Origin of the sequence: Acetobacter garciniae (genome assembly GCF_017377735.1) — a bacterium.
GTDB lineage: Bacteria > Pseudomonadota > Alphaproteobacteria > Acetobacterales > Acetobacteraceae > Acetobacter > Acetobacter garciniae.
In genome coordinates this window covers 1-19359 of sequence record NZ_JAFVMH010000002.1, presented here as the reverse complement: position 1 = coordinate 19359, position 19359 = coordinate 1, and the positions used below count along the sequence as shown (strand labels likewise).

18 protein-coding genes are annotated in these 19359 nt (G+C 63.8%); 10 read left to right on the top strand and 8 right to left on the bottom strand.

The features are described from left to right. Positions 1-123: 123 nt before the first annotated feature. Positions 124-1404, top strand: a complete 1281-nt coding sequence (locus J2D77_RS04035; protein WP_207845046.1) for an NAD(P)/FAD-dependent oxidoreductase — start codon at positions 124-126, stop codon at positions 1402-1404. Between the two features lie 254 nt (positions 1405-1658). On the opposite strand, the gene J2D77_RS04030 is transcribed toward J2D77_RS04035, so the two are convergent. From J2D77_RS04030 to J2D77_RS04005, 6 genes are all read right to left on the bottom strand, one after another. Continuing rightward, positions 1659-2303, bottom strand: coding sequence for a TetR/AcrR family transcriptional regulator (locus tag J2D77_RS04030; protein WP_407927087.1), 645 nt, complete (start codon positions 2301-2303; stop codon positions 1659-1661). A 452-nt stretch (positions 2304-2755) separates the two neighbouring features. After that, positions 2756-3328 carry a single-stranded DNA-binding protein gene (gene ssb / locus J2D77_RS04025; RefSeq protein ID WP_207845627.1) on the bottom strand — a complete coding sequence of 191 codons (573 nt, stop codon included), beginning with the start codon at positions 3326-3328 and terminating at the stop codon, positions 2756-2758. Between the two features lie 258 nt (positions 3329-3586). Then, positions 3587-4183 carry a 16S rRNA (guanine(966)-N(2))-methyltransferase RsmD gene (gene rsmD, locus J2D77_RS04020; RefSeq protein ID WP_207845045.1) on the bottom strand — a complete coding sequence of 199 codons (597 nt, stop codon included), beginning with the start codon at positions 4181-4183 and terminating at the stop codon, positions 3587-3589. Further along, positions 4183-4941, bottom strand: coding sequence for a pseudouridine synthase (locus J2D77_RS04015; protein ID WP_207845044.1), 759 nt, complete (start codon positions 4939-4941; stop codon positions 4183-4185). Before J2D77_RS04015 ends, rsmD begins: the two co-directional genes overlap by 1 nt. Then, positions 4938-5669 carry a gamma-glutamyl-gamma-aminobutyrate hydrolase family protein gene (locus tag J2D77_RS04010; protein ID WP_207845043.1) on the bottom strand — a complete coding sequence of 244 codons (732 nt, stop codon included), beginning with the start codon at positions 5667-5669 and terminating at the stop codon, positions 4938-4940. Before J2D77_RS04010 ends, J2D77_RS04015 begins: the two co-directional genes overlap by 4 nt. Before the next feature lie 151 nt (positions 5670-5820). Further along, positions 5821-5973, bottom strand: coding sequence for a hypothetical protein (locus J2D77_RS04005; protein ID WP_207845042.1), 153 nt, complete (start codon positions 5971-5973; stop codon positions 5821-5823). A 433-nt stretch (positions 5974-6406) separates the two neighbouring features. Here J2D77_RS04005 and J2D77_RS04000 point away from each other — a divergent pair, with 433 nt between their 5' ends. Both J2D77_RS04000 and J2D77_RS03995 read left to right on the top strand, forming a co-directional pair. Beyond that, positions 6407-6856 carry a nucleoside deaminase gene (locus tag J2D77_RS04000; protein WP_230975577.1) on the top strand — a complete coding sequence of 150 codons (450 nt, stop codon included), beginning with the start codon at positions 6407-6409 and terminating at the stop codon, positions 6854-6856. Between the two features lie 172 nt (positions 6857-7028). After that, entirely contained in the window at positions 7029-8630 is a 1602-nt protein-coding gene (locus J2D77_RS03995; RefSeq protein ID WP_207845626.1) for a Do family serine endopeptidase, read from the top strand. Between the two features lie 119 nt (positions 8631-8749). On the opposite strand, the gene J2D77_RS03990 is transcribed toward J2D77_RS03995, so the two are convergent. Next, positions 8750-9556: a Crp/Fnr family transcriptional regulator gene (locus tag J2D77_RS03990; protein WP_207845040.1), complete on the bottom strand. Its 807-nt coding sequence runs from the start codon at positions 9554-9556 to the stop codon at positions 8750-8752. Positions 9557-9880: 324 nt separating this feature from the next. Here J2D77_RS03990 and J2D77_RS03985 point away from each other — a divergent pair, with 324 nt between their 5' ends. The 6 genes from J2D77_RS03985 to J2D77_RS03960 all read left to right on the top strand — a co-directional run bounded on the left by J2D77_RS03985 (position 9881) and on the right by J2D77_RS03960 (position 16643). After that, the gene (locus tag J2D77_RS03985; protein WP_207845039.1) at positions 9881-10762 is read left to right on the top strand and encodes an OmpW/AlkL family protein; all 882 of its coding nucleotides are present in this window, start codon (positions 9881-9883) and stop codon (positions 10760-10762) included. A 2-nt stretch (positions 10763-10764) separates the two neighbouring features. Next, positions 10765-12240, top strand: coding sequence for an oxygen-independent coproporphyrinogen III oxidase (gene hemN / locus J2D77_RS03980; protein WP_207845038.1), 1476 nt, complete (start codon positions 10765-10767; stop codon positions 12238-12240). Positions 12241-12453: 213 nt separating this feature from the next. After that, entirely contained in the window at positions 12454-13134 is a 681-nt protein-coding gene (locus J2D77_RS03975) for a 2OG-Fe(II) oxygenase (protein ID WP_207845037.1), read from the top strand. A 110-nt stretch (positions 13135-13244) separates the two neighbouring features. After that, positions 13245-14882 carry an electron transfer flavoprotein-ubiquinone oxidoreductase gene (locus J2D77_RS03970; RefSeq protein ID WP_207845036.1) on the top strand — a complete coding sequence of 546 codons (1638 nt, stop codon included), beginning with the start codon at positions 13245-13247 and terminating at the stop codon, positions 14880-14882. 82 nt (positions 14883-14964) lie between these two features. After that, entirely contained in the window at positions 14965-15714 is a 750-nt protein-coding gene (locus J2D77_RS03965; RefSeq protein WP_207845035.1) for an electron transfer flavoprotein subunit beta/FixA family protein, read from the top strand. A 2-nt stretch (positions 15715-15716) separates the two neighbouring features. Next, positions 15717-16643 (top strand): FAD-binding protein, encoded by a 927-nt coding sequence (locus J2D77_RS03960; RefSeq protein WP_207845034.1) that lies wholly within the window; start codon positions 15717-15719, stop codon positions 16641-16643. Positions 16644-16759: 116 nt separating this feature from the next. Here J2D77_RS03960 and J2D77_RS03955 read toward each other — a convergent pair whose 3' ends face one another. Continuing rightward, positions 16760-17419 carry a TetR/AcrR family transcriptional regulator gene (locus J2D77_RS03955; protein WP_207845033.1) on the bottom strand — a complete coding sequence of 220 codons (660 nt, stop codon included), beginning with the start codon at positions 17417-17419 and terminating at the stop codon, positions 16760-16762. Positions 17420-17521: 102 nt separating this feature from the next. Between J2D77_RS03955 and J2D77_RS03950 the strand changes: the two genes are divergently transcribed. Then, positions 17522-19201, top strand: a complete 1680-nt coding sequence (locus J2D77_RS03950) for an efflux transporter outer membrane subunit (RefSeq protein ID WP_207845032.1) — start codon at positions 17522-17524, stop codon at positions 19199-19201. Positions 19202-19359 lie beyond the last annotated feature (158 nt).

Below are 19359 nucleotides of genomic sequence, written 5' to 3'. Positions count from 1 at the left end.
TCAGGCCTGTGGGCCTTGGGTTATTTTGAATGTGTCACGTATGGAAAAGGGTTTTTCCCGGCTTGCCCCATAATTGCCTTCTGGGGCGGGATGGTGCGCGGCAGGGTTGGAGGGAATAGAGGGATGGCACAGAAATTTCGGATCGTGATCGTGGGCGGTGGTGTTGCGGGTCTTGCCCTGGCCACCCGGCTGGGCAATTCCGTCGGCAAGTCGGGTCGTGCGGAAATTACGCTGGTGGACAAGAGCTTTGCCCATGTCTGGAAGCCCATGCTGCATTGTTTCGCGGCGGGCACGGCGGCGAACGAGAACGACCGTATCAGCTTTCTGTCACAGGCCAGCCGCCATCATTTCGAATTCTGGCCGGGCGAGATCGCTGGCATGGACCGCACGGCCAAGACCATCACGCTGGCTCCGGTCATCGATTCGAGCGGCGAGGTCGTACTGGACGAACGCCAGTTGGAATATGACGCGCTGGTCCTGTCCATTGGCAGCCGCGCCAATGACTTCGGAACACCCGGTGTGGCCGAACATTGCCTGTTTATCGACAACCTTGTCGAAGCCAACGGGTTCAACGACCGCTTCCGCATGGAACTGCTCAAGGCGTTCGGCAATAACGAGGAACTGGATATTGCCATCGTGGGCGGGGGTGCCACGGGCACGCAGCTTGCCGCCGAACTGCACAAGGCCCTTGATCTTGCATCCCTCTACAGTTTTGGCAAAAAGCCGCCAAAGCTGAAGATCACCCTTCTCGAAGCGGGGCCGCGTATCCTGCCCGCCTTCCCCGAAGCGGTCTCCGCCGCCGCCGCCAGGCAGCTTGAAGCCATCGGCGTGGATGTCCAGACCTCTGCCATGGTCAGCGGGGCGGACCAGGACGGCTTCATGCTCAAGGGCGGCACGCGTGTTCGCGCGACGTTGCGGGTGTGGGCCGCGGGTGTGAAAGCCCCGGACGTAACCAGGAATTTTGCGGGGATCAAGCTTTCGCGTTCCGGCCAGCTTGAAGTGCGTCCCACCCTGCAACTGCTGGAAGATGACAATATCTTCGCCATGGGGGATTGCGCGTTCATTGCCGAAAGCCCCGTGGCCCCCACCGCGCAGGCGGCCCGCCAGCAGGCCCATCATCTGGCGCGTACCATTCCCGGCTGGCTTGCGGGGCGGCCTTTGCCTGCCTTCAAGTTCCACAACAAGGGTGCTGTCGTGGCGCTGGGGGACTATAACGGCTGGGGCACGTTCCCGGGCGGCAAGGTGTTCGGTGGCGGCTGGCTGCGCGGCATCAGCGCACGCATGGTGCATCTGATGCTTTATCGCCAGCACCAGTTTGAACTTTACGGCACGTTCCGGGGGCTGATGTCCTGCCTTGTGGACTGGCTGGACGTGTTCGTGCGCCCCTCCGTCCGGCTGGACTGAAGCTGCACCCGCCGGCCTTGTCCATGGGGCTGGCGGGCTCGTGCCTTAGGCGCGTTTAAAAACGACCTGATAAAAGCATAAAAGTTTTTGGGTATCGCCTTTTTTCAAAAAAGGGATGGTCTTTGAAGCTTTTTGAAAAAAGCTTCACCAAAAACTTTCAAGACTTTGCCGACTATTTTTGAAGTCGGCTTTTCACCTTGCCCGTGTGGGCCGACTTTCGACTGGACCGCCAAGCCGGTTTTGCAAAACCCGGTCTATCTGGCAGTTGTTTTACGTCCCCTTGGGGTTACAGGTTCGGCGTTGTCCGGTTCCCCGTCCTGTGGCGTGGGCCAGAGGGATGCCTGCAAGGCGTAGGTTTTTTGCAAAAGCGGCACCAGAGCGGGCCGCCCCTTCAGCCTGATCCATTCGTCCAGTGCGGTGCGGAAAATGGCAATGCCGCCCCGGGCCATCAGCCGGGCCGCGTTCCTGCGGTTCTTGCGCTCGACAATGCGTGTCAGCAGCCCTTCGGTCAGGCCGTTTTCCCATGTGGCGTATTTCTGCAAGCTCACGCTTTGCAGCGACGGCGTTTTCTCGATCAGATACACCCAGGCATAGGTATCGCGCCGGTTGGCGGCAATGCGCGGCACCAGGGACGTAAAGGCGTGCATCATCGCATCGGCCGGGGGCATGTCCCTGGGGCAGGCGGCCAGTGCTTCCGTCAGGGTCTGGGTCATGCCCCGTGTCCAGGCCAGGACGATATCGCCCTTTGTCTGGAACAGGCGGAACAGGGTGCGACGCGAAATTTCCGCGGCCTCGGCAATTTCGTCCACCGTCGTCTGGTCGTAGCCTTGGGCGGAAAACAGCCGCATGGCCTCGGCAATCAGCGTGTCATGGGCGCGGGCCTGCTTGCGTTCGCGCAGGCCGGGCTTGGGGGCATCCTGCCCCGTCCCGTCATGTCTGGTCGCGTCCTGTCTGGCGGTATCGTGGCCGTTCCCGGTCCGGGATGCTGCCGGGCGGGTGCCTGCGCCACGCACACTTGCACGCGCTGCGCCGGGCTTGGGCGGGCTTGCCTTCGCCTTGGCCGGCGGCTTGACCGGACTGGCGCCATTGACGCGGCCAGCACCTGGGCGGGACGTCTCCGCCCGGGCAGGATCGGCGCGGGTGGTGGGGGGAGCGACGGGCATCATTCATTCTCCTCTCGTCGTGCCGCATCGTGCCGCCGGGCATTTTGAGCATTCAGGACACGAGAAAACAATGGCCCAAGCCGGAATCCCGGCTGTCTGTCCCGACCGATTCGCAAGGGCGTGAGCCGCCCGGTCTGTGGCAAGGGGAATACGCAGCACCCGGGGGACATGCCGGGCGGCGATGGAGCTTAGAACGGAATTTCGTCGTCCAGGTCGCTGCTGCCCGATGCATCCCACCCGCCAGACGGCGCACCACCCCCACGCTGGGGCGGGTTCGCGCGGGACGGTGCCGCGGACGGTGCGCCGTAATCGCCACCGCCGCTGCCACTGTTGTAGCCGCCGTAGCTGCTGCCACCTGAACCGCCGCTGGCCCCGCCGCCAAAGCCGCCACCATCGCCTTCGCTGGCGTTGCGGCTGTCCAGCAGCACCAGTTCACCACGGAACCGGTCGATGATGACTTCGGTGGTAAAGCGTTCCTGCCCACCCTGGTCCGTCCATTTGCGGGTTTGCAGCGAGCCTTCCAGATAGACCTTGCGGCCCTTGCGCAAAAAGCGTTCGGCCACGTCGGCCAGGCGTTCGTTGAACAGCACCACGCGGTGCCATTCCGTGCGTTCGCGTCGCTCGCCCGAGGCCCGGTCGTTCCAGGTATCGCTAGTGGCCAGCGGGAAGGAGACGATCTTCGCACCGCTCTGGCTGGTGCGCACTTCGGGGTCCTTGCCCAGATTGCCCACGAGGATGACTTTGTTCACGCTTCCAGCCATGTGCGATTCCGCCTTCTTGATCCGCTTCTGTTCCAATCCGCCCTTGTAGCGCAGCTTGCCCATCGCCACCATATCTAAGCGGGAATCTTCCTGCCTTGCAGGGGGTTAAAAAGTCGGCCCCCGCATTGTCCTGTCAGGGAATGAACGTTTTTGGGGTGTCGCCTTTTTTCAAAAAGGTGACCTCCTTCAAAGCTTTTTGGAAAAAGCTTTACCAAAAACGTTTATCTTTATTTATCAACAGGTTGTTTTAAGCGATCTTTACAGCCGCCAGATGGAAAGGCGCGCCGCCCCGTGCTGCCTTTCCGCCAGCCAGCGCGGGTCTTCCGGCGGGGCAGGTGTGTCGGGGGTGGGTTGGGCAAAGGGCAGGGGTTCGTCCCGGCCGGTTTCGATCACGATCGTGGCGTCAGGGGCAATCCAGCCTGCGGCCTTCAGCGCGGTTATGGCGCATGCGGGCAGGGTCTGGTTATAGGGCGGGTCCACAAAGACCAGGCTTGCGGGGGCCTGCTCCGCCTTGATGCGGGGCGGGGTGGTGACATCGCGCGCGATCACGGTGCAGCGGTCTTCCCACCCGCAGGCACGGATATTGGCGCGCAGGGCGGCCAGGGCCGGGCGGGCGGTTTCAAAAAAAGTGGCATGTTCCGCCCCGCGTGACAGGGCTTCCAGCCCCAGCGCCCCCGTGCCCGCGAACGCGTCGAGCACATGCGCCCCGGCCAGAAGGCCCGCACCGCCCCAGGGCGCGTGGGCCAGCATGTCGAACAGCGCCTGGCGCACCCGGTCGGCCGTGGGGCGCGTGGCCGGGCCTTCGGGGGTGGCCAGCACGCGACCCTTGCGGGTTCCCGCGATGATCCGCACCATCAGCGCGATCGCGATCCTGCTGGCGGGGTTTCGCCCTTTGGCAACTGGTCGCGCAGGATACGGGGCGGAACTTCCTCCAGCTCGCGGCGCAGCAGCGTGCCAAGCTGGAACGGCCCGTAGCTGGTGCGGATCAGGCGGCTGACATGCAGGTTCAGCCCGGTCATGACCTTGCGGATCTCGCGGTTCTTGCCTTCACGCAGCGACACGGTCAGCCACGCATTGTCGCCCTTGCGGGAATCGAGGGCGGCGGTAATGGGGCCGTAGCGCACGCCTTCGAAAACACAGCCCTGGGCCAGGCTTGCCAGCCGCTGCTCGTCCACCACACCGAACACGCGCACGCGGTAGCGCCGCAGCCAGCCGTTGGAAGGCAGTTCGAGCTTGCGCGCCAGCTCGCCATCGTTGGTCAGCAGCAAAAGCCCTTCGCTATTCAGGTCCAGCCGCCCCACGCTGATCACGCGCGGCATGCCTTCGGGCAGGGAGCCGAACACCGTCGGGCGGCCTTCGGGGTCGCGGTGGGTGGTCACCAGCCCGTCGGGCTTGTGGTAGCGCCACAGGCGGGTGCGTTCGGGGGCGGATACGGGCTGGTTGTCCACGAGCACGATATCCCCTTCCCCCACAAAGGTGGCGGGGTGGGTGACGGGGTGCCCGTTCAGGCGCACACGCCCTTCTTCTATCATGCGTTCGGCGTCGCGCCGGCTGGCGACACCCGATCGTGCCAGCCATTTCGCAATGCGTTCTCCGCGTGTGTCCTGGGTCACCCCTGTTCTCCTGCTGCCTTGACGAAAGCCCGGAACAGGGCCCTGTCAGCGGGGTCTATGCCAAATTCCGGGTGCCATTGCACCCCAAGGAAAAAACGGTGCGCGGGATCTTCTATTCCCTCGATCACCCCGTCTTCCGCCACGGCGTTGATCCGTCCCCGCCCGGGCGTGCGCACGGCCTGATGATGGGCGGAGTTCACGGCAATCCGCGCCCGCCCATCCACCAGCCCGGCTAGCTGGGTATGGGGCACGATGTCAACGGCGTGACTGGCTTCGTTTCGGGGGTTGGGCTGTTCATGCGGCAGGGCGGTGGGGTTTTCATCGGGAATATGCTGGATCAGCGTGCCACCCAGGGCCACGGCCATAAGCTGCATGCCCCCGCAAATGCCCAGCACGGGAATATTGCGTGCAAGGCTTGCGGCCAGGTACGCGCTTTCGGCCCGGGTGCGGCGGGGGCGCAGGCTCACGCTCGGGTGCTGTTCGCTCTCGCCATACAGGGCAGGATCTATGTCGAACGCGCCACCGGTTATCAGCAGCCCGTCCACATGGGCCATGTAGTCCGCCCCAAGCTGGGGAAAAAGCGGAAGGGCCACAGGCAGGCCCCCCGCACTGGCGACGGCGGACAGATAGTTTTCGCGCAGGGCGCACCAGGCGAAGCGGGAATACTGCTGCGCACCCCCTTCTTCCAGATCGAGGGTGATGCCAATAACCGGACGTTGCGAAACCATGTTCCTGCCTGTTCTGAACGCAAGGCGCCTGATGGGTGAAAGGCGTCTGGTTCAGGTGCCACAACGGCAGGGCAAGGTCCATGCCGCAGCCTTTGGCGTACGGTCATTCCCGCTGATGGATACAGGCTTCCGCCGCTATGGGTGCCGGGGCCTAATGCGGCAGGAGCGAGGGCACGCTGACGGGCAGAACCCGGGCGGACAGGGTGGCCGTGGCCTGTGTTGCGGAATCAGAGGACAGCCTGTCAGCAGCGGAAAGTCCAAGCCCGATGGCTGCGGCAGCCAGGATGAAAGACAGGGTGTGCATGGTTCCGATCCTTTCCGTCAGACCTCGTAAGGAGCGTGAGAAATTCCGTCGCCTGCTGTAATCTGTTACAGAACGAACCGTGGCGACTTTAAGGCATGATGACCAAAAACCGGCCAGAAAACAAGGAAAATATACGACTCTGCCGCGTCCTGGCGTAAAGCGGTTTGCCCAATGGTTCCCTCCGGATTGAAATATTTTGTGAGTGCGCGGAATGAAAAAACCAGCGGGGCCGGAGCCCATGCCGGGGCGCGTGCCGGCAGAGCGCCCCGCCACCCCTTTTGGGGCCGAGACAGGTGCACGGGTACGGCCGCGATATTATAGTGGCAATGTGACAGGCCCGCCGGGCGCGCCGTGGAGAATGGCGTTGCACACAGCCGGGCGTTGCGGAGGAAGGGAAGGGGACTGCGTGAAAACCTGGCGTGAGCGTGGAGAAATGGCCCTGGCCCTGGACGAGGCCCGCGCCGCCGCTGCCCGGGGGGAAGTGCCGGTGGGTGCCGTGCTGCTGGACGAAACGGGTGCGGTGCTGGCGCGCGCGGGCAACCGGGTGGAGGAATGCCACGACCCTTCCGCCCATGCGGAAATGCTGGTCATGCGCGAAGGTTTGCGGCTGCGTGGCGGGCGCAGGCTGGCCGATTGCACGCTTGTGGTCACGCTGGAGCCCTGCCCCATGTGTGCCGCAGCGTTGGCGCATTTTCGTGTCGGGCGGCTGGTGTTCGGGGCGTATGACGCCAAGGGCGGGGCGGTCGAACACGGCGCGCGCCTGCCCTACCGGCCCGAAACCCTGCATCGCCCCGAAATCGTGGGCGGGGTGTGCGAACAGCAGGCCACGGCCTTGCTGCGAACGTTTTTCCAGGCCCTGCGCCCGTCCGCGCCCAGGGGGTAGGGCGGCTTTTTTCCTTATGGGGGAAACCATGCTAGCATGTGGGGCGTAAGGGTTGCGGGGGTTCATGGTTCTGCCCGTGTGCCCTATGTCTTTTCTTATGTTCAGGCGGTACCGCGCGGTGCTGGCGTGGTGTCTCGCCAGGGGCGTAACACAAGGAACAGTCGAAGTCGTGATGTCTGGAAAATCTGTGACGATTGGTAAACAGCGTGGCCCAAGCCGCCATGACAGCTATAGCGCAACCCGAACCAAGGCCTTGGCATTGCTGGCGGGTTGCACCTTCGCCCTGGGGACTGGCTTTTGTTCCACCCCCCTGGCCTGGGCGGATCCAGCCGGTGTTATCAAGCCCACCGAACCCGCGCAGCGCATTCCCGACTTTGTGGGCCTGGTCAAGCAGGTCAAGCCCGCCGTGGTCTCCATTACCGCCATGATCCGCGCGGACGCGATCGAGGGTGAAAATGGCGGCATGGGCGGTATGGGCGGCTCGCCCTTTCCGTTCCCCTTCCCGTTCCAGATGGCGCCCCAGCCGTCCAACCAGCTTGTCGAGGCACGCGGGTCGGGCTTTGTCATCTCGGCCGACGGTTATGTCGTCACCAACAACCATGTCGTGAAAGGGGCCACCAAGGTCACGGTCACGTTCGATGACGGCACGACCCTGCCTGCCAAGATCGTCGGGCGCGACGGCAAGACCGACCTGGCCCTGCTCAAGGTAACCTCGACCCAGAAACTGCCGTTCATCGAACTGGGCGAATCCGAAGACGTGCAGCCCGGCGAATGGGTAATTGCCGTGGGCAACCCCTATGGCCTGGGTGGCACGGTCACGGCGGGTATCGTCTCCGCCCGCGGGCGCGATATCAATGAAGGGCCGTACGACAACTTCATCCAGGTGGACGCACCCATCAACCGCGGCAATTCCGGCGGCCCGCTCTTCACGCAGGATGGCAAGGTGGTGGGGGTGAACACCGCCATTCTGTCACCTTCGGGCGGCGGCTCCATCGGGATCGGCTTTGCCATTCCGTCCGATACCGTGCGTTCGGTGGTCGACCAGCTTCGCAAGACCGGGCATGTGGTGCGCGGGTATCTGGGCGTGAACGCGCAGGCGATCTCGCCCGTGCTGGCGCGCGCGCTGAACCTGCCTACCCCCAAGGAACAGGGTGCCCTGCCCTCCGGCGCGCTGGTGGCCAGCGTTGCCGCGGGCAGCCCGGCGGAAAAGGCGGGGCTGAAAGCCCAGGACGTGATTACCGATTTCAACGGCCAGAAGGTGGCAAGCCCGCATGACCTGGCGGTGCGTGTGGCGGCAATCGCCCCGGGCACGCAGGTCACTGTGGCGTTCATCCGCGCAGGCAATCCGCAGACCCTCTCGCTCAAGATCGGCAATCTGGCGGGCAGCACGCCCAATGCGCATGGCAATGGGTCCGGTGCTGCCAGCGGTCAGCGCCTGGGCGTTGCCCTGTCGCCGCTGACGGCGGAACTGCGCCAGCAGCTTGGCCTGGCGGCCGGCGTGCATGGCGTGGTGGTCAGTGATGTGGAAGCCGGGTCCCCCGCGGACCAGGCCGGTGTGCGCCCGGGCGATCTCATCCAGGCGGTCGGGAACGATGCGGTGGACAATCCCCGCGCGGTCGCCACCGATGTCAAGGCGGCACTGGCGGCCAAAAAGCCGGTCCTGCTGCGCATCCTGCGCGAGAACCAGTCGCTCTTCATCGCCATTTCCCCCGACCAGCCCGCACCGCCCCCGCCAGCCGATACCGGCGATGGCGACGGGGATGACGATAACTGAATGCGCTGATCCGACGCCTCCGGGTCAGGAACCGGCTCCCTTCGGGGGGCCGGTTTTTTTTATGGGGCACGGCGGGAAAGTGTTTGTCGGCCTGGGGCCGGCGATCGGGGGGCGATTGTTCAGCCGTTCTGCTGGCCCGAGGCGATCTGGCGCAGGGTGGCGGGTGCCAGAATCTGGATATAGTGGTTTTCCATATTGGCGATGATCTTTTCGCGCCGCAGGGCGCTGATCGTGCGGCTGACGGTCTCGATCGTCAGACCCAGGTAATCGGCAATATCGATGCGTGTCATGGGAACCGAAGCCACGTGTTCCGTGGTTGCGGCGGGTTCGTCATGGTCGTGTGCGGCTGCGGTGGCCTGGGCGCGTTCATGGGCCTGCAGGCGGTCGAGCAGGAAGCTGGCCACCTTTTCCTTCGCGGTCTTGCGCCCCAGAAGCAGCATCTGCTCCTGCGCTTCGGCCAGCCGGTCGGTCACGGCAACCAGCAGGTTGCGCTCGAATACGGGGAAGTCGCTCAGCAGTCCTTCAAGCTGGGGGCGCTGGAAGCGGCAGACCTGCACGGTATCAACGGTTTCCGCTCCGAAGGAATACACATCCGACGGGCTCAGCCCCAGGAACTGGCCGGGATCGGCAAAGCCCGTGATCTGGCGGCGCCCGTCGGGCAGGGATTTGAACAGCTTGACCGTGCCCTGTGTGACGTTGAAGAAGGACACCGCCGGCTCACCCTCTTCCACCATGGTCGTACCCGGCGGGAGCACGAGTCTCTTGGACGACTGGGCCAGGGCCGCGAGCCCCTGCTTGTCCAGACCGCTGCACAGGTTTGCATCGCGCTGATCGCATAGCAGGCAGCGCTGGAGGTCTGCCTGCCGCGATGGATGCACACCCAGACCCGGACTGAGAAAGGCTGATGTCTGGAGGGGAGGAGCCATGCTGTATCATCCGCAAACCGAGCGCTCTGGAGGCAGGCAGCAGCCAGCTATCCCGGTAAAAACACAAAAAAAGATGCGCCCGTAATTATTATGGGATTTTTGATATAAATCAATGACAGGTAAGGTATGCCACAGGCGCGCCACTGCTTGGGGTATCGTGCAGGTGGCTGGCGGGCGTGTTCGGGGCTTGTGGTTAAAATGTCACAATATAGATCGATCGCGCCACCCCGGCCTGCTGGCTTGATCTATATCAAGGTGGTCGCGGCCCGGGCATGATTTCTCCACACCGAAACGTTATTGACCATCGTGGAAGAGACAGCAGGTATGGTAAAGCTCCGTTCCCTCCTTACAGCCATGGCCGCCGGTGTCGCCACCATGGCGGGCGCTGCCCAGGCGCAGGCCCAGACAATGACCCCCAACAAGGCAGCCTATGTGAATGCGCCGGTCGTCAGCCGCATTCCCGATGCGCCGCCGCCCAGCAGCCATTGCGGCATTTTCGAAACCTGTGCGAGCACCAAGATCGGCCTGGGCAAGGGCGACTTCATGATCCGCTTCTCGGGCGTGGGTATCCTGCCGCAGGATCGTGACGGCCGCACCTGGCTGTCCGCCAAGGCGGTTGGGGTTCCCAACAACACGCCGATGGCTGGCGGGCGCCTGTCCACCACCAACCAGGCCATGCCGGAACTGACGGTCGAATACTTCGTGACCGACAATATCTCGCTCGACCTGATCGCCACCAGCATGCGCCATGAAGTGTCTTCCAACGGTGGGGAACTGGGCAGTGCCGTCGCCGGTCTTGGCGGCAATGTCGGCCATGGCAACAAGGTTGACGTGGGTAGCGCCTGGGTGCTGCCGCCCACCATTACCGTGGCCTATCACTTCCGCCCCCACAAGCGCTTCAACCCCTATGTGGGCGTGGGCGGCACCATGATGTGGTTCCACAGCATGCACGCCGCAGGTGCCCTGGGCAACCTGGGTTCGGCCTATGCGCTGAACAAGCTGAATGTCGGCTTTACGGGTGGTCCGTCCGTCAATGTCGGTTTCGACTACCAGGTGGTTGGCAACTGGTTCTTCAACGCCGACGTGAAGCAGCTTTTCGTGCGCATGCATGGCTGGCTGGAAAACCAGTCCGAAACCATCAAGGTCCGCGCTCACGAATCGCTCGACCCCACCGTGGTTTCCGCCGGTATCGCCTATCGGTTCTGATCATGAGCGCGGCGTCATTGCCTGACCTGGTTCTCCGCTACGGCGGAAACCTGCCGCGCTATACCAGTTACCCGACCGCAGCCAGCTTTACGGATGCGGTCGGCCCGGCCCAGATGGAAGGCTGGTTGAAAGACCTTCCACGCAGCGGCCCTGTTTCCCTTTATTTTCACGTCCCGTTCTGTGACGAGCTTTGCCGGTTCTGCGGCTGCAATACCTCCGTCATGCGCCATGACGAAGGGCGGCAGGCCTATGGCGACCTGCTGCGCGAGGAAATGCGCCGCATGGTCGCGCTGGCCGGCGAAGGGCTGCCGGTCGGGCATGTGCAGTTCGGCGGCGGCACGCCCACCACCCTGCCGCCTGCGGCCCTGCGGCGTATCATGCGCGCCGTGCGCCGGTTCTTCCATCTCGGTGCCGATGCCGAACTGTCCATGGAACTCGACCCCCGCCACCTGTCGGATGGCTATGCCCCCCTGCTGGGCGAACTCGGGTTCAACCGGGTCAGCCTGGGTGTGCAGGACCTGGACCCGCAGGTGCAGGAAGCCTGCGGCCGCCATCAGTCCTTCGAACAGACCCGATCCTGCATTACCCAGGTGCGCAACGCCGGCATCGCGGGTGTGAATATCGATCTCATTTATGGCCTGCCCTACCAGACGGCCGAAAGTGTGGCCGTAACGGCGGCCCGCATTGCCGATCTGGGGCCGGACCGGTTGGCGGTGTTCGGCTATGCCCATGTGCCCTGGAAGCAGAAACGCCAGCGCACCATGCCCGTCAAAGCCCTGCCCGGCCCCATGCGGCGGCTGGAACAACGCGCACGGATCGACCAGGTGCTGCGTGCTGCGGGTTACGTGGCCGTGGGGCTGGACCATTACGCCCGCCCGGGCGATGCCCTGGCCCGCGCCGCCCAGGCAGGCACGCTGCACCGCAACTTCCAGGGTTATACGACCGATTCGTGCGATGTGCTGCTGGGCATGGGGGCGTCGGCCATTTCCATGCTGCCCCAGGGCTTTGCCCAGAACGTGACATCGGCGTCCGCCTATGCGCGGGCCATGGCCGGGCATGCGGCTCTGCCCGTGGCGCGTGGCATTGCCCGCACGCCCGAAGACCTGCTGCGTGGCGCGATTATCGAGCGGATCATGTGCGACATGGGCGTGGACCTTGCACGTATCGTCCCGCCCGCCGGCATGGCCGCACCCGATTTCACGGCCGAACTGCAAGCACTGGCCCCCTTCGTGCAGGATGGGCTGGCAACGGTGGAAGGGCAGCGTATCGTGGTCACGGATCGGGGGCGGCCGTTCCTGCGCAATGTCGCCGCCCTGTTCGACACGCATCGCGCGGGGCTGATGGCCCAGGCCGGGCAGGCAGACAGCCCCGCCCATGGTCGTGAGAGTCGCGCGGCAGCGGGGCGCGGCCCGGCGGCTGAATCGGGCGATGCCGCCGCCCAGGCCGTGCCCACGCCGCGTTTTTCCAGCACGCTTTAACCCTACCCCTTAACGGGGAACAGGCTGCGCGCTCTCGCCCCTGTTCCACGGGCCTGCGGCCTGTCCGGACCGGGGCGCCCCGCCCGCATGGCTTGATCCGCAAGGCGTTTTGGCGCATGTGAAGGAAGACTCCTGAAAGACAGGAGCGATGCCGCCCGGCCCTGGCAGCCCGTCATGCGCGGCATATCTCTCGTTCAGTCGAAGGATCGGCCCATGGGTTCCGATACCACATTGCCCCTTCACACAGGGGATTTCTCATTGCCCGAAACCCTGGCCCGGACCCCTGCGGCCAGCTATCCTTTCGCGCATTGGCAGTTGCAGGACGTTCTGCCCGCCCCGGCATGCGACGCCCTGCTTGCGTGGAATCCGGGTGAAGATGCGGTGGCGGGCGATGTCGGCGGACGGCGCGAAACCCGCAACGCCCATCGCGTGTTCGTGGATGCCGCAACCCGCGCGCAGGACCCCCGGCTGGATACCATGGCCCGCCAGTTCGATGCCGAGCCCATGCGCCGGGCGTTCGAGACGATCTGCGACACATCGCTCGACACCGCGGCGCTGCGGCTGGAACTCTGCCTGGATACAGACGGTTTCTGGCTTGCCCCCCATACCGATATCGGGGCCAAGAAACTGACGCTGCTCGTCTCCCTTTCGGAAGGGGAGGGTGCCCAGGACTGGGGCACGGACCTGATGCTGCCCGATGGTGCTTCGGCCGTGCGCGCATCGGGCGCGTTCAATTCGGGCGTGCTGTTCATTCCGTCCGACAGGACGTGGCACGGTTTTGTCCCCCGCGCGATCCATGGCACCCGCCGCACGCTGATCGTCAATTTTGTTGATGAAAGCTGGCGCGCCGTGCATGAACTGGCCTTCGGCCCCCGGAGCGCAACCCGGCACTGAACCCTTCTTGGCGCGTTAAAAGCCCGGCCATGGGTCGGCGCTGTTTTGCAATTTGGCGCCAAATGGGGTTTAGGACACTCATTCAAAGATCATAACGAGGTAAGAAGGGCATGAGCGAGCCTGTGCGCGAGTCGATGGAATTCGATGTTGTCATCGTGGGGGGCGGCCCGGCGGGGTTGGCCGCTGCCATTCGGCTGCGTCAGCTTTCTGCCGACACCAGCGTCTGCCTGATCGAAAAGGGGGGGGAGATCGGGGCGCATATCGTCTCGGGTGCCGTGATCGAACCGCGTGCCCTGGCCGAGCTTCTGCCCGACTGGCAAGAACGCGGCGCACCCCTGAACACGCCCGTGACGGCGGAAGACATGTTCTACCTGACCCCCACGCGCGGCCTGCGCGTGCCGTTCCTGGACCGGGTCATGCCGCATATGGCCAATCATGGGAATTACGTGGTCAGCCTGGGTGAAGTGTGCCGCTGGCTTGCCGCCCAGGCCGAAGAACTGGGTGTTGAAATCTATCCCGGTTTCGCCGGGGCCGAAGTCCTGATCGAGGATAACCGCGTGGTGGGTGTCGCCACCGGCGACATGGGCGTGGGGCGCGACGGCAAGCCGGGGGCCAATTACCAGCCCGGCATGGAACTGCGCGGCCGCTACACGCTGTTCGCGGAAGGCTGCCGGGGGTCGCTGACCAAGCAGGTCATGGCGCATTACGACCTGCGCAAGGGCGTGGACCCGCAGACCTATGGGCTGGGCATCAAGGAAGTATGGGAAATACCGGCTGAAAACCACCGGCCCGGCTTGGTGCAGCACAGCTTCGGCTGGCCGCTGGACGACAAGACCTATGGTGGGGCGTGGCTTTACCATTTCGGCGAAAACCTGGTGTCCTACGGTTTCGTGGTGGGGCTGGATTACGCCAATACCTGGCTTTCCCCCTTCGAGGAAATGCAGCGCATCAAGCTGCATCCGGTCTTTCGCAAGCATCTCGAAGGCGGGCGGCGCATCACCTATGGCGCGCGTGCCCTGTCCGAAGGCGGGTTGCAGTCCATTCCGCGCTTGACCTTTCCCGGTGGCGCGCTGATCGGGGATTCGGCCGGCTTCTTGAACGTGCCCAAGATCAAGGGCACGCATACGGCCATGAAATCGGGCATGCTGGCGGCTGAAGCAGTGGTGGACGCCATCAAGGCGGACCGGGTCGAACCCGCATCCTTCACCCAGCGTGTGCGCAAGTCCTGGCTGTGGGAAGAACTGCGGGCTTCGCGCAATATCCGCCCGGCCTTTGCGCGCTGGGGGGCCAAGGGCGGTGCCGTCTATGCAGCACTCGACGCCATGGTCCTGCGCGGGCGCGCACCGTGGACCCTGCACTTCAAGCACGAAGACAGCGACACGCTCGAACCCGCGGCCATGTGCGAAAAGCCGTTCTACCCCAAGCCCGACGGCAAGCTGACCTTCGATCGCCTGTCCTCGGTTTTCCTGTCCGCCACCAATCATGAGGAAGACCAGCCCATCCACCTGCGGCTGAAAAATCCCTCCTTGTGGAAAACGGTCAACTGGAATGTCTTTCGCGCGCCAGAAGCCCGGTACTGCCCGGCTGGCGTGTACGAGGTCGCGGATGAGGACACAAACCCGCATCTGCAGATCAACGCGCAGAATTGCGTCCACTGCAAGACCTGCGATATCAAGGACCCGACACAGAACATAGACTGGACAACGCCCGAAGGTGGCGGTGGCCCCAACTATCCGGTCGGCATGTAATTCCCTCCACCCTGGTTGTGGCATTTTGCCAAGATGCGGTATGGGTCTGCTGGACTCTCCTGCATTGCAAGTGAAAGACGTTATGAAGATACTTGTACCTGTGAAGCGGGTTGTTGATTACAACATCAAACCGCGCGTGAAAGCAGATGGCAGTGGTGTTGAAACCACTGGCGTCAAGATGTCCATGAACCCGTTTGACGAAATCGCGGTGGAAGAAGCCGTGCGGCTGCGCGAAAAAGGGGCCGCGACCGAAGTGGTTGCGGTATCCATTGGCGTGCAGCAGGCACAGGACACACTGCGTACCGCCCTGGCCATGGGTGTGGACCGCGCCATCCTGGTCCTGTCCGGGGAAAGCCCCGAACCGCTTGCCGTGGCCAAGGTGCTGCGCAAGCTGGTCGAGAAGGAAGAACCCGGCCTGGTCATCCTGGGCAAGCAGGCCATCGATGATGACATGAACGCCACGGGCCAGATGCTCGCGGGGCTGCTGGGCTGGGGCCAGGGCACGTTCGCAAGCAAGGTCGAAGTGGCCGATGGCCGCGTGCTGGTCAGCCGCGAAATCGATGGCGGTGCCGAGGATGTGTCCCTGTCGCTGCCCGCCATCATCACGGCGGACCTGCGGCTGAACGAGCCGCGCTATGCGTCGCTGCCCAATATCATGAAGGCCAAGAAAAAGCCGCTCGAGACCCTTCAGGCGGCCGATCTGGGCGTGGACATGGCGCCGCGCCTGACCATCGTGTCCGTGGCCGAACCCGCCTCCCGCCAGGCGGGTGAAAAGCTGGGCTCCGTGGCCGAACTGGTGGAAAAACTGCGTAACGAAGCAAAGGTGATCTGAGCATGACCGCTCTTGTTCTTCTGGACCATGAAAGTGGGCAGATCAGGAAGGCAGCCCTTTCCGCCGTTACGGCCGCCGCCCGCCTGGGCGATGTGCATGTCCTGGTCACGGGCGATGCGTCCGTGGCGCAGGCCGCGGCCGCCGTTGCGGGTGTCAGCAAGGTGCTGCACGCGGCCGATGCGCGCTATACGCACGAACTGGCCGAACCGCTGGCGGCGCTGATCGCCTCTCTCGCCCCGGCGTACGACCATATCGTGGCCTCCGCCGGTGCGGCGGGCAAGAACGTGCTGCCGCGTGCCGCAGCCCTTCTGGACGTGCAGCCCATTCCCGACGTGATCGCCATTGAATCGGCCGATACCTTCGTGCGCCCGATCTATGCCGGTAACGCCCTGGCCACCGTGCGCTCGTCCGACGCCAAGAAGGTGCTGACCGTGCGCAGTGCCGCATTCGACGCGGCTCCGGCCGAAGGCGGGTCCGCGGCAATCGAAACCGTGGCCCCGGTGGACAGCGCGGATGTTTCGCGCTTCGAAGCGGTGCGCCTGTCCGATTCCGAACGCCCCGATCTGGAATCGGCGCGGGTGGTAGTCTCGGGCGGTCGCGGCATGCAGAGCGAGGAAAAATTCCACGCCCTCGATCCGCTGGCCGATACGCTGGGGGCTGCGGTCGGTGCCTCGCGCGCAGCGGTCGATGCCGGGTTCGTGCCGAACGAATACCAGGTCGGCCAGACCGGCAAGATCGTCGCACCCGAACTGTATATGGCATTCGGTATTTCCGGCGCCATCCAGCATCTGGCCGGCATGAAGGACAGCCGCGTGATCGTGGCCGTCAACAAGGACCCCGAAGCCCCCATCTTCCAGGTGGCGGATTACGGGCTTGTGGGCGATCTGTTCGAGGTCGTTCCCCAGCTTGTCGACGCGCTGAAGAAATAAGCCGTTTACACCTGTTTGCATCAAGCCCGCGCGCCGTGACGGTGCGCGGGTTTTTTGTTTAAGGCGGCTCCGATATCCCTTGTCTCGTATATCCCGGCCCTGGCAGGCGGGTACGTTCAGGCGCGGGGTGTGGCAGGCCCGTAGGCTGCCAGAAAAACCCGAACAGCGTTGTGAATGACCTTTTCCTCGGTCGCGGCCTCGTTCTCCAGTGCCATGTTGAAGCGCTTGCGATGGGCGATGCGCGTCTGGCAGAGGGCAAAAAACTGCTCGGCGGCAAATTCCGGGTCTTCCGCCGCCAGCATGCCGCGCTGCGTCTGCTCGCGGATCCAGTTGGCGAATGTCCCGATCACGATTCGGGGCCCGTGTTCCCAGAACGATACCGCCAACTGCGGAAAATGCGGTGCTTCGGACACGATGATCCGATACAGCATCAGGCTTTCGGGCAGGGTCATCAGCCGCACCATGGCCCGGGCGACCGCTGTCAATATTTCCTGCGGGGTGCCGTCCTGCTGCACGTAGGCCAGGGCTTCGGGCAGTTTTTCACGGCAGTTCTGTTCCACGAAAGCGGTGAACAGATCCGCCTTGCTGGTGAAATAGTTGTAGAGCGTGCCTTTGGAAACACCCGCCTTGCGCGCAATGACCGACATGCTGGCCCCTTCATAGCCGTGTTCGGCAAAGACAGACTTGGCGCCAGCCAGAATCTGCTGTCGTTTGGCTTCGGACTCTCCCATGCACGGCGCGGTGGGGGGAGCAATGTCAGGCAGGGAAGAAGGCATGAACAACGGGCTTTGACTGCTGGAGATTGACGCGCGGGTGAAAGACGATAGGGTAATGCTGACCGAACCGGTCGGTCAGCAGAAATCTGGTATAGCAAGAATATGGGCTGGAGCCTAATTTTCAACGAGGGCAAGCGGGTGGCAAGAGTGAATACGCAGCGGGCAGGCTCAACAAGAGGTGGCGTAAAGCAGCCCGGGGGGCGGTCTTTGGCGCGCGCGTCGGCGTTTTCAATGCCGCTGGCGGTCATGCTGGTTGTCCTGCAATCCGGCTGTGCGGTGGGGCCCGATTACAAGCAGCCCAAGGGGTGGAACCCATCGCAATGGCAGCCCAATGCGGGCGCCACCCAGCAGGGTACTGTCGCGGCCGGGCGTTCGCGTCTGCTCAGCGTGCCCACGCAGGATGAACCCGATCCAGCCTGGTGGTCCATCTTCCACGACCCTGAACTGACCACGCTGGAAGAACGCCTGGCCCGCCAGAACCTGGATGTACAGCAGGCAACGGAACAGTTCGCAGTCAGCCGGGGCCAGTTGGTGCTGGCCGGTGCGGAGCGCTTTCCCGAACTTTCCGCCATGGGCAGCTATAAACGCGCCCAGTACAGCAGCAAGGAATTGCAGCGGATCATCGACCGGATCGGTGAAAACGCGGCCGGGTCCGGCCTGGGCGACATGCTCAGCTCCCAGTCCTCCAACGTCAGCATTCCCCTGCTCAACCAGTGGCAGGATGGGCTTTCCGCCAGTTGGGAAATCGATCTGTGGGGGCGCGTGCGCAGGCAGTACGAGGCCGCCAAGGCATATCTCGATGCCTCGGAAGAGGAACGGCGCGGTATTCTCATCGCGCGGCAGGCCGAACTGGCCTCCGACTACGTGATGCTGCGCACCTTGCAGGAACAGTTGCGGATCACGACAGCGAATCGCGATCTGGCCGATGGCATGTTCAAGCTCAGCACGTCGCGGTACAAAAGCGGGCTGGTCAGCGACCTGGATGTGGAAAGTGCCCGTTCGGAACTGGAACGCACCAGCGGGCTCATCCCGCAGTATGAACAGCGTATCGCCATGCAGATCAACGCCATCAACCTGCTGATGGGCGCCCCCCCGGGCGGGCTGAATGCCGAACTGCAACAGGCCAACGCCATTCCGCTGCTTCCCCCGAATGCGCCGCTCGGCCTGCCCTCGGAACTGGCGCGCCGCCGTCCCGATATCCGGGAAGCGGAGGCCGAACTCCACGCCGCCACGGCCGAGGTCGGGCAGGCGGTGGCTGATTTCTACCCCAAGGTCACGATCGATGCCTCCTTTGGCATGCAGTCCTTCTCGTTCCGCGATCTGGGGCTGTGGAGCGCGCGGGCCTGGAATGTCGGGCCCAGCATTACCTTGCCCATTTTCCAGGGCGGGCGGCTGACCGGTCAGTTGCAGATGAAAAAAGCGTCGCAGAAGGCTGCGGCCGTGCGGTACCGCAAGACGGTGCTGAACGCCTGGCGCGAGGTCGATAACGCCCTGACCAGCTATCAGGCGGAACAACGCCGCAACCAGAACCTGTCTGCCCAGGTCACGGCCGACAAACGCTCCCTGGAGCTTGCGCAAAGCCAGTATCGCAGCGGGCTGCAAAGCTATCTGTATGTGCTCGACACGCAGCGCCGGCTGTTGCAGTCACAGACCCAACTGGCTGACAGCACAGGCACGATGTCGGATAACCTGGTGCGGCTCTATAACGCCCTTGGCGGGGGGTGGCAGAATGCCTTTCCGCAAACGGCCCTTGCCACGACCGCACCCAAAACCGTGCGGTAACGCGCATCTCCATCAGGCGGCCCCGACGGGCCGCCTTTTTTTACGCGATTCTACCATCAGCCATTGTTGCGGACCCGTATCTTTATGGCGGGAAAAAGCGAGCTTTCTCCTGGTTGTTTCAGAAAAAAGACAGCCACGTCATTTTTTCTCCCTCCCCG

What these genes read in the sequence shown, in the direction of transcription:
- J2D77_RS04035 (WP_207845046.1), top strand. Translation starts at nt 124, where the DNA reads ATGGCACAGAAATTTCGGATCGTGATCGTGGGCGGTGGTGTTGCGGGT.
- ssb (WP_207845627.1), bottom strand. Translation starts at nt 3,328, where the DNA reads ATGGCTGGAAGCGTGAACAAAGTCATCCTCGTGGGCAATCTGGGCAAG.
- rsmD (WP_207845045.1), bottom strand. Translation starts at nt 4,183, where the DNA reads ATGGTGCGGATCATCGCGGGAACCCGCAAGGGTCGCGTGCTGGCCACC.
- J2D77_RS04010 (WP_207845043.1), bottom strand. Translation starts at nt 5,669, where the DNA reads ATGGTTTCGCAACGTCCGGTTATTGGCATCACCCTCGATCTGGAAGAA.
- J2D77_RS04005 (WP_207845042.1), bottom strand. Translation starts at nt 5,973, where the DNA reads ATGCACACCCTGTCTTTCATCCTGGCTGCCGCAGCCATCGGGCTTGGA.
- J2D77_RS04000 (WP_230975577.1), top strand. Translation starts at nt 6,407, where the DNA reads ATGGCCCTGGCCCTGGACGAGGCCCGCGCCGCCGCTGCCCGGGGGGAA.
- J2D77_RS03995 (WP_207845626.1), top strand. Translation starts at nt 7,029, where the DNA reads ATGTCTGGAAAATCTGTGACGATTGGTAAACAGCGTGGCCCAAGCCGC.
- J2D77_RS03990 (WP_207845040.1), bottom strand. Translation starts at nt 9,556, where the DNA reads ATGGCTCCTCCCCTCCAGACATCAGCCTTTCTCAGTCCGGGTCTGGGT.
- J2D77_RS03985 (WP_207845039.1), top strand. Translation starts at nt 9,881, where the DNA reads ATGGTAAAGCTCCGTTCCCTCCTTACAGCCATGGCCGCCGGTGTCGCC.
- hemN (WP_207845038.1), top strand. Translation starts at nt 10,765, where the DNA reads ATGAGCGCGGCGTCATTGCCTGACCTGGTTCTCCGCTACGGCGGAAAC.
- J2D77_RS03975 (WP_207845037.1), top strand. Translation starts at nt 12,454, where the DNA reads ATGGGTTCCGATACCACATTGCCCCTTCACACAGGGGATTTCTCATTG.
- J2D77_RS03970 (WP_207845036.1), top strand. Translation starts at nt 13,245, where the DNA reads ATGAGCGAGCCTGTGCGCGAGTCGATGGAATTCGATGTTGTCATCGTG.
- J2D77_RS03965 (WP_207845035.1), top strand. Translation starts at nt 14,965, where the DNA reads ATGAAGATACTTGTACCTGTGAAGCGGGTTGTTGATTACAACATCAAA.
- J2D77_RS03960 (WP_207845034.1), top strand. Translation starts at nt 15,717, where the DNA reads ATGACCGCTCTTGTTCTTCTGGACCATGAAAGTGGGCAGATCAGGAAG.
- J2D77_RS03955 (WP_207845033.1), bottom strand. Translation starts at nt 17,419, where the DNA reads ATGCCTTCTTCCCTGCCTGACATTGCTCCCCCCACCGCGCCGTGCATG.
- J2D77_RS03950 (WP_207845032.1), top strand. Translation starts at nt 17,522, where the DNA reads ATGGGCTGGAGCCTAATTTTCAACGAGGGCAAGCGGGTGGCAAGAGTG.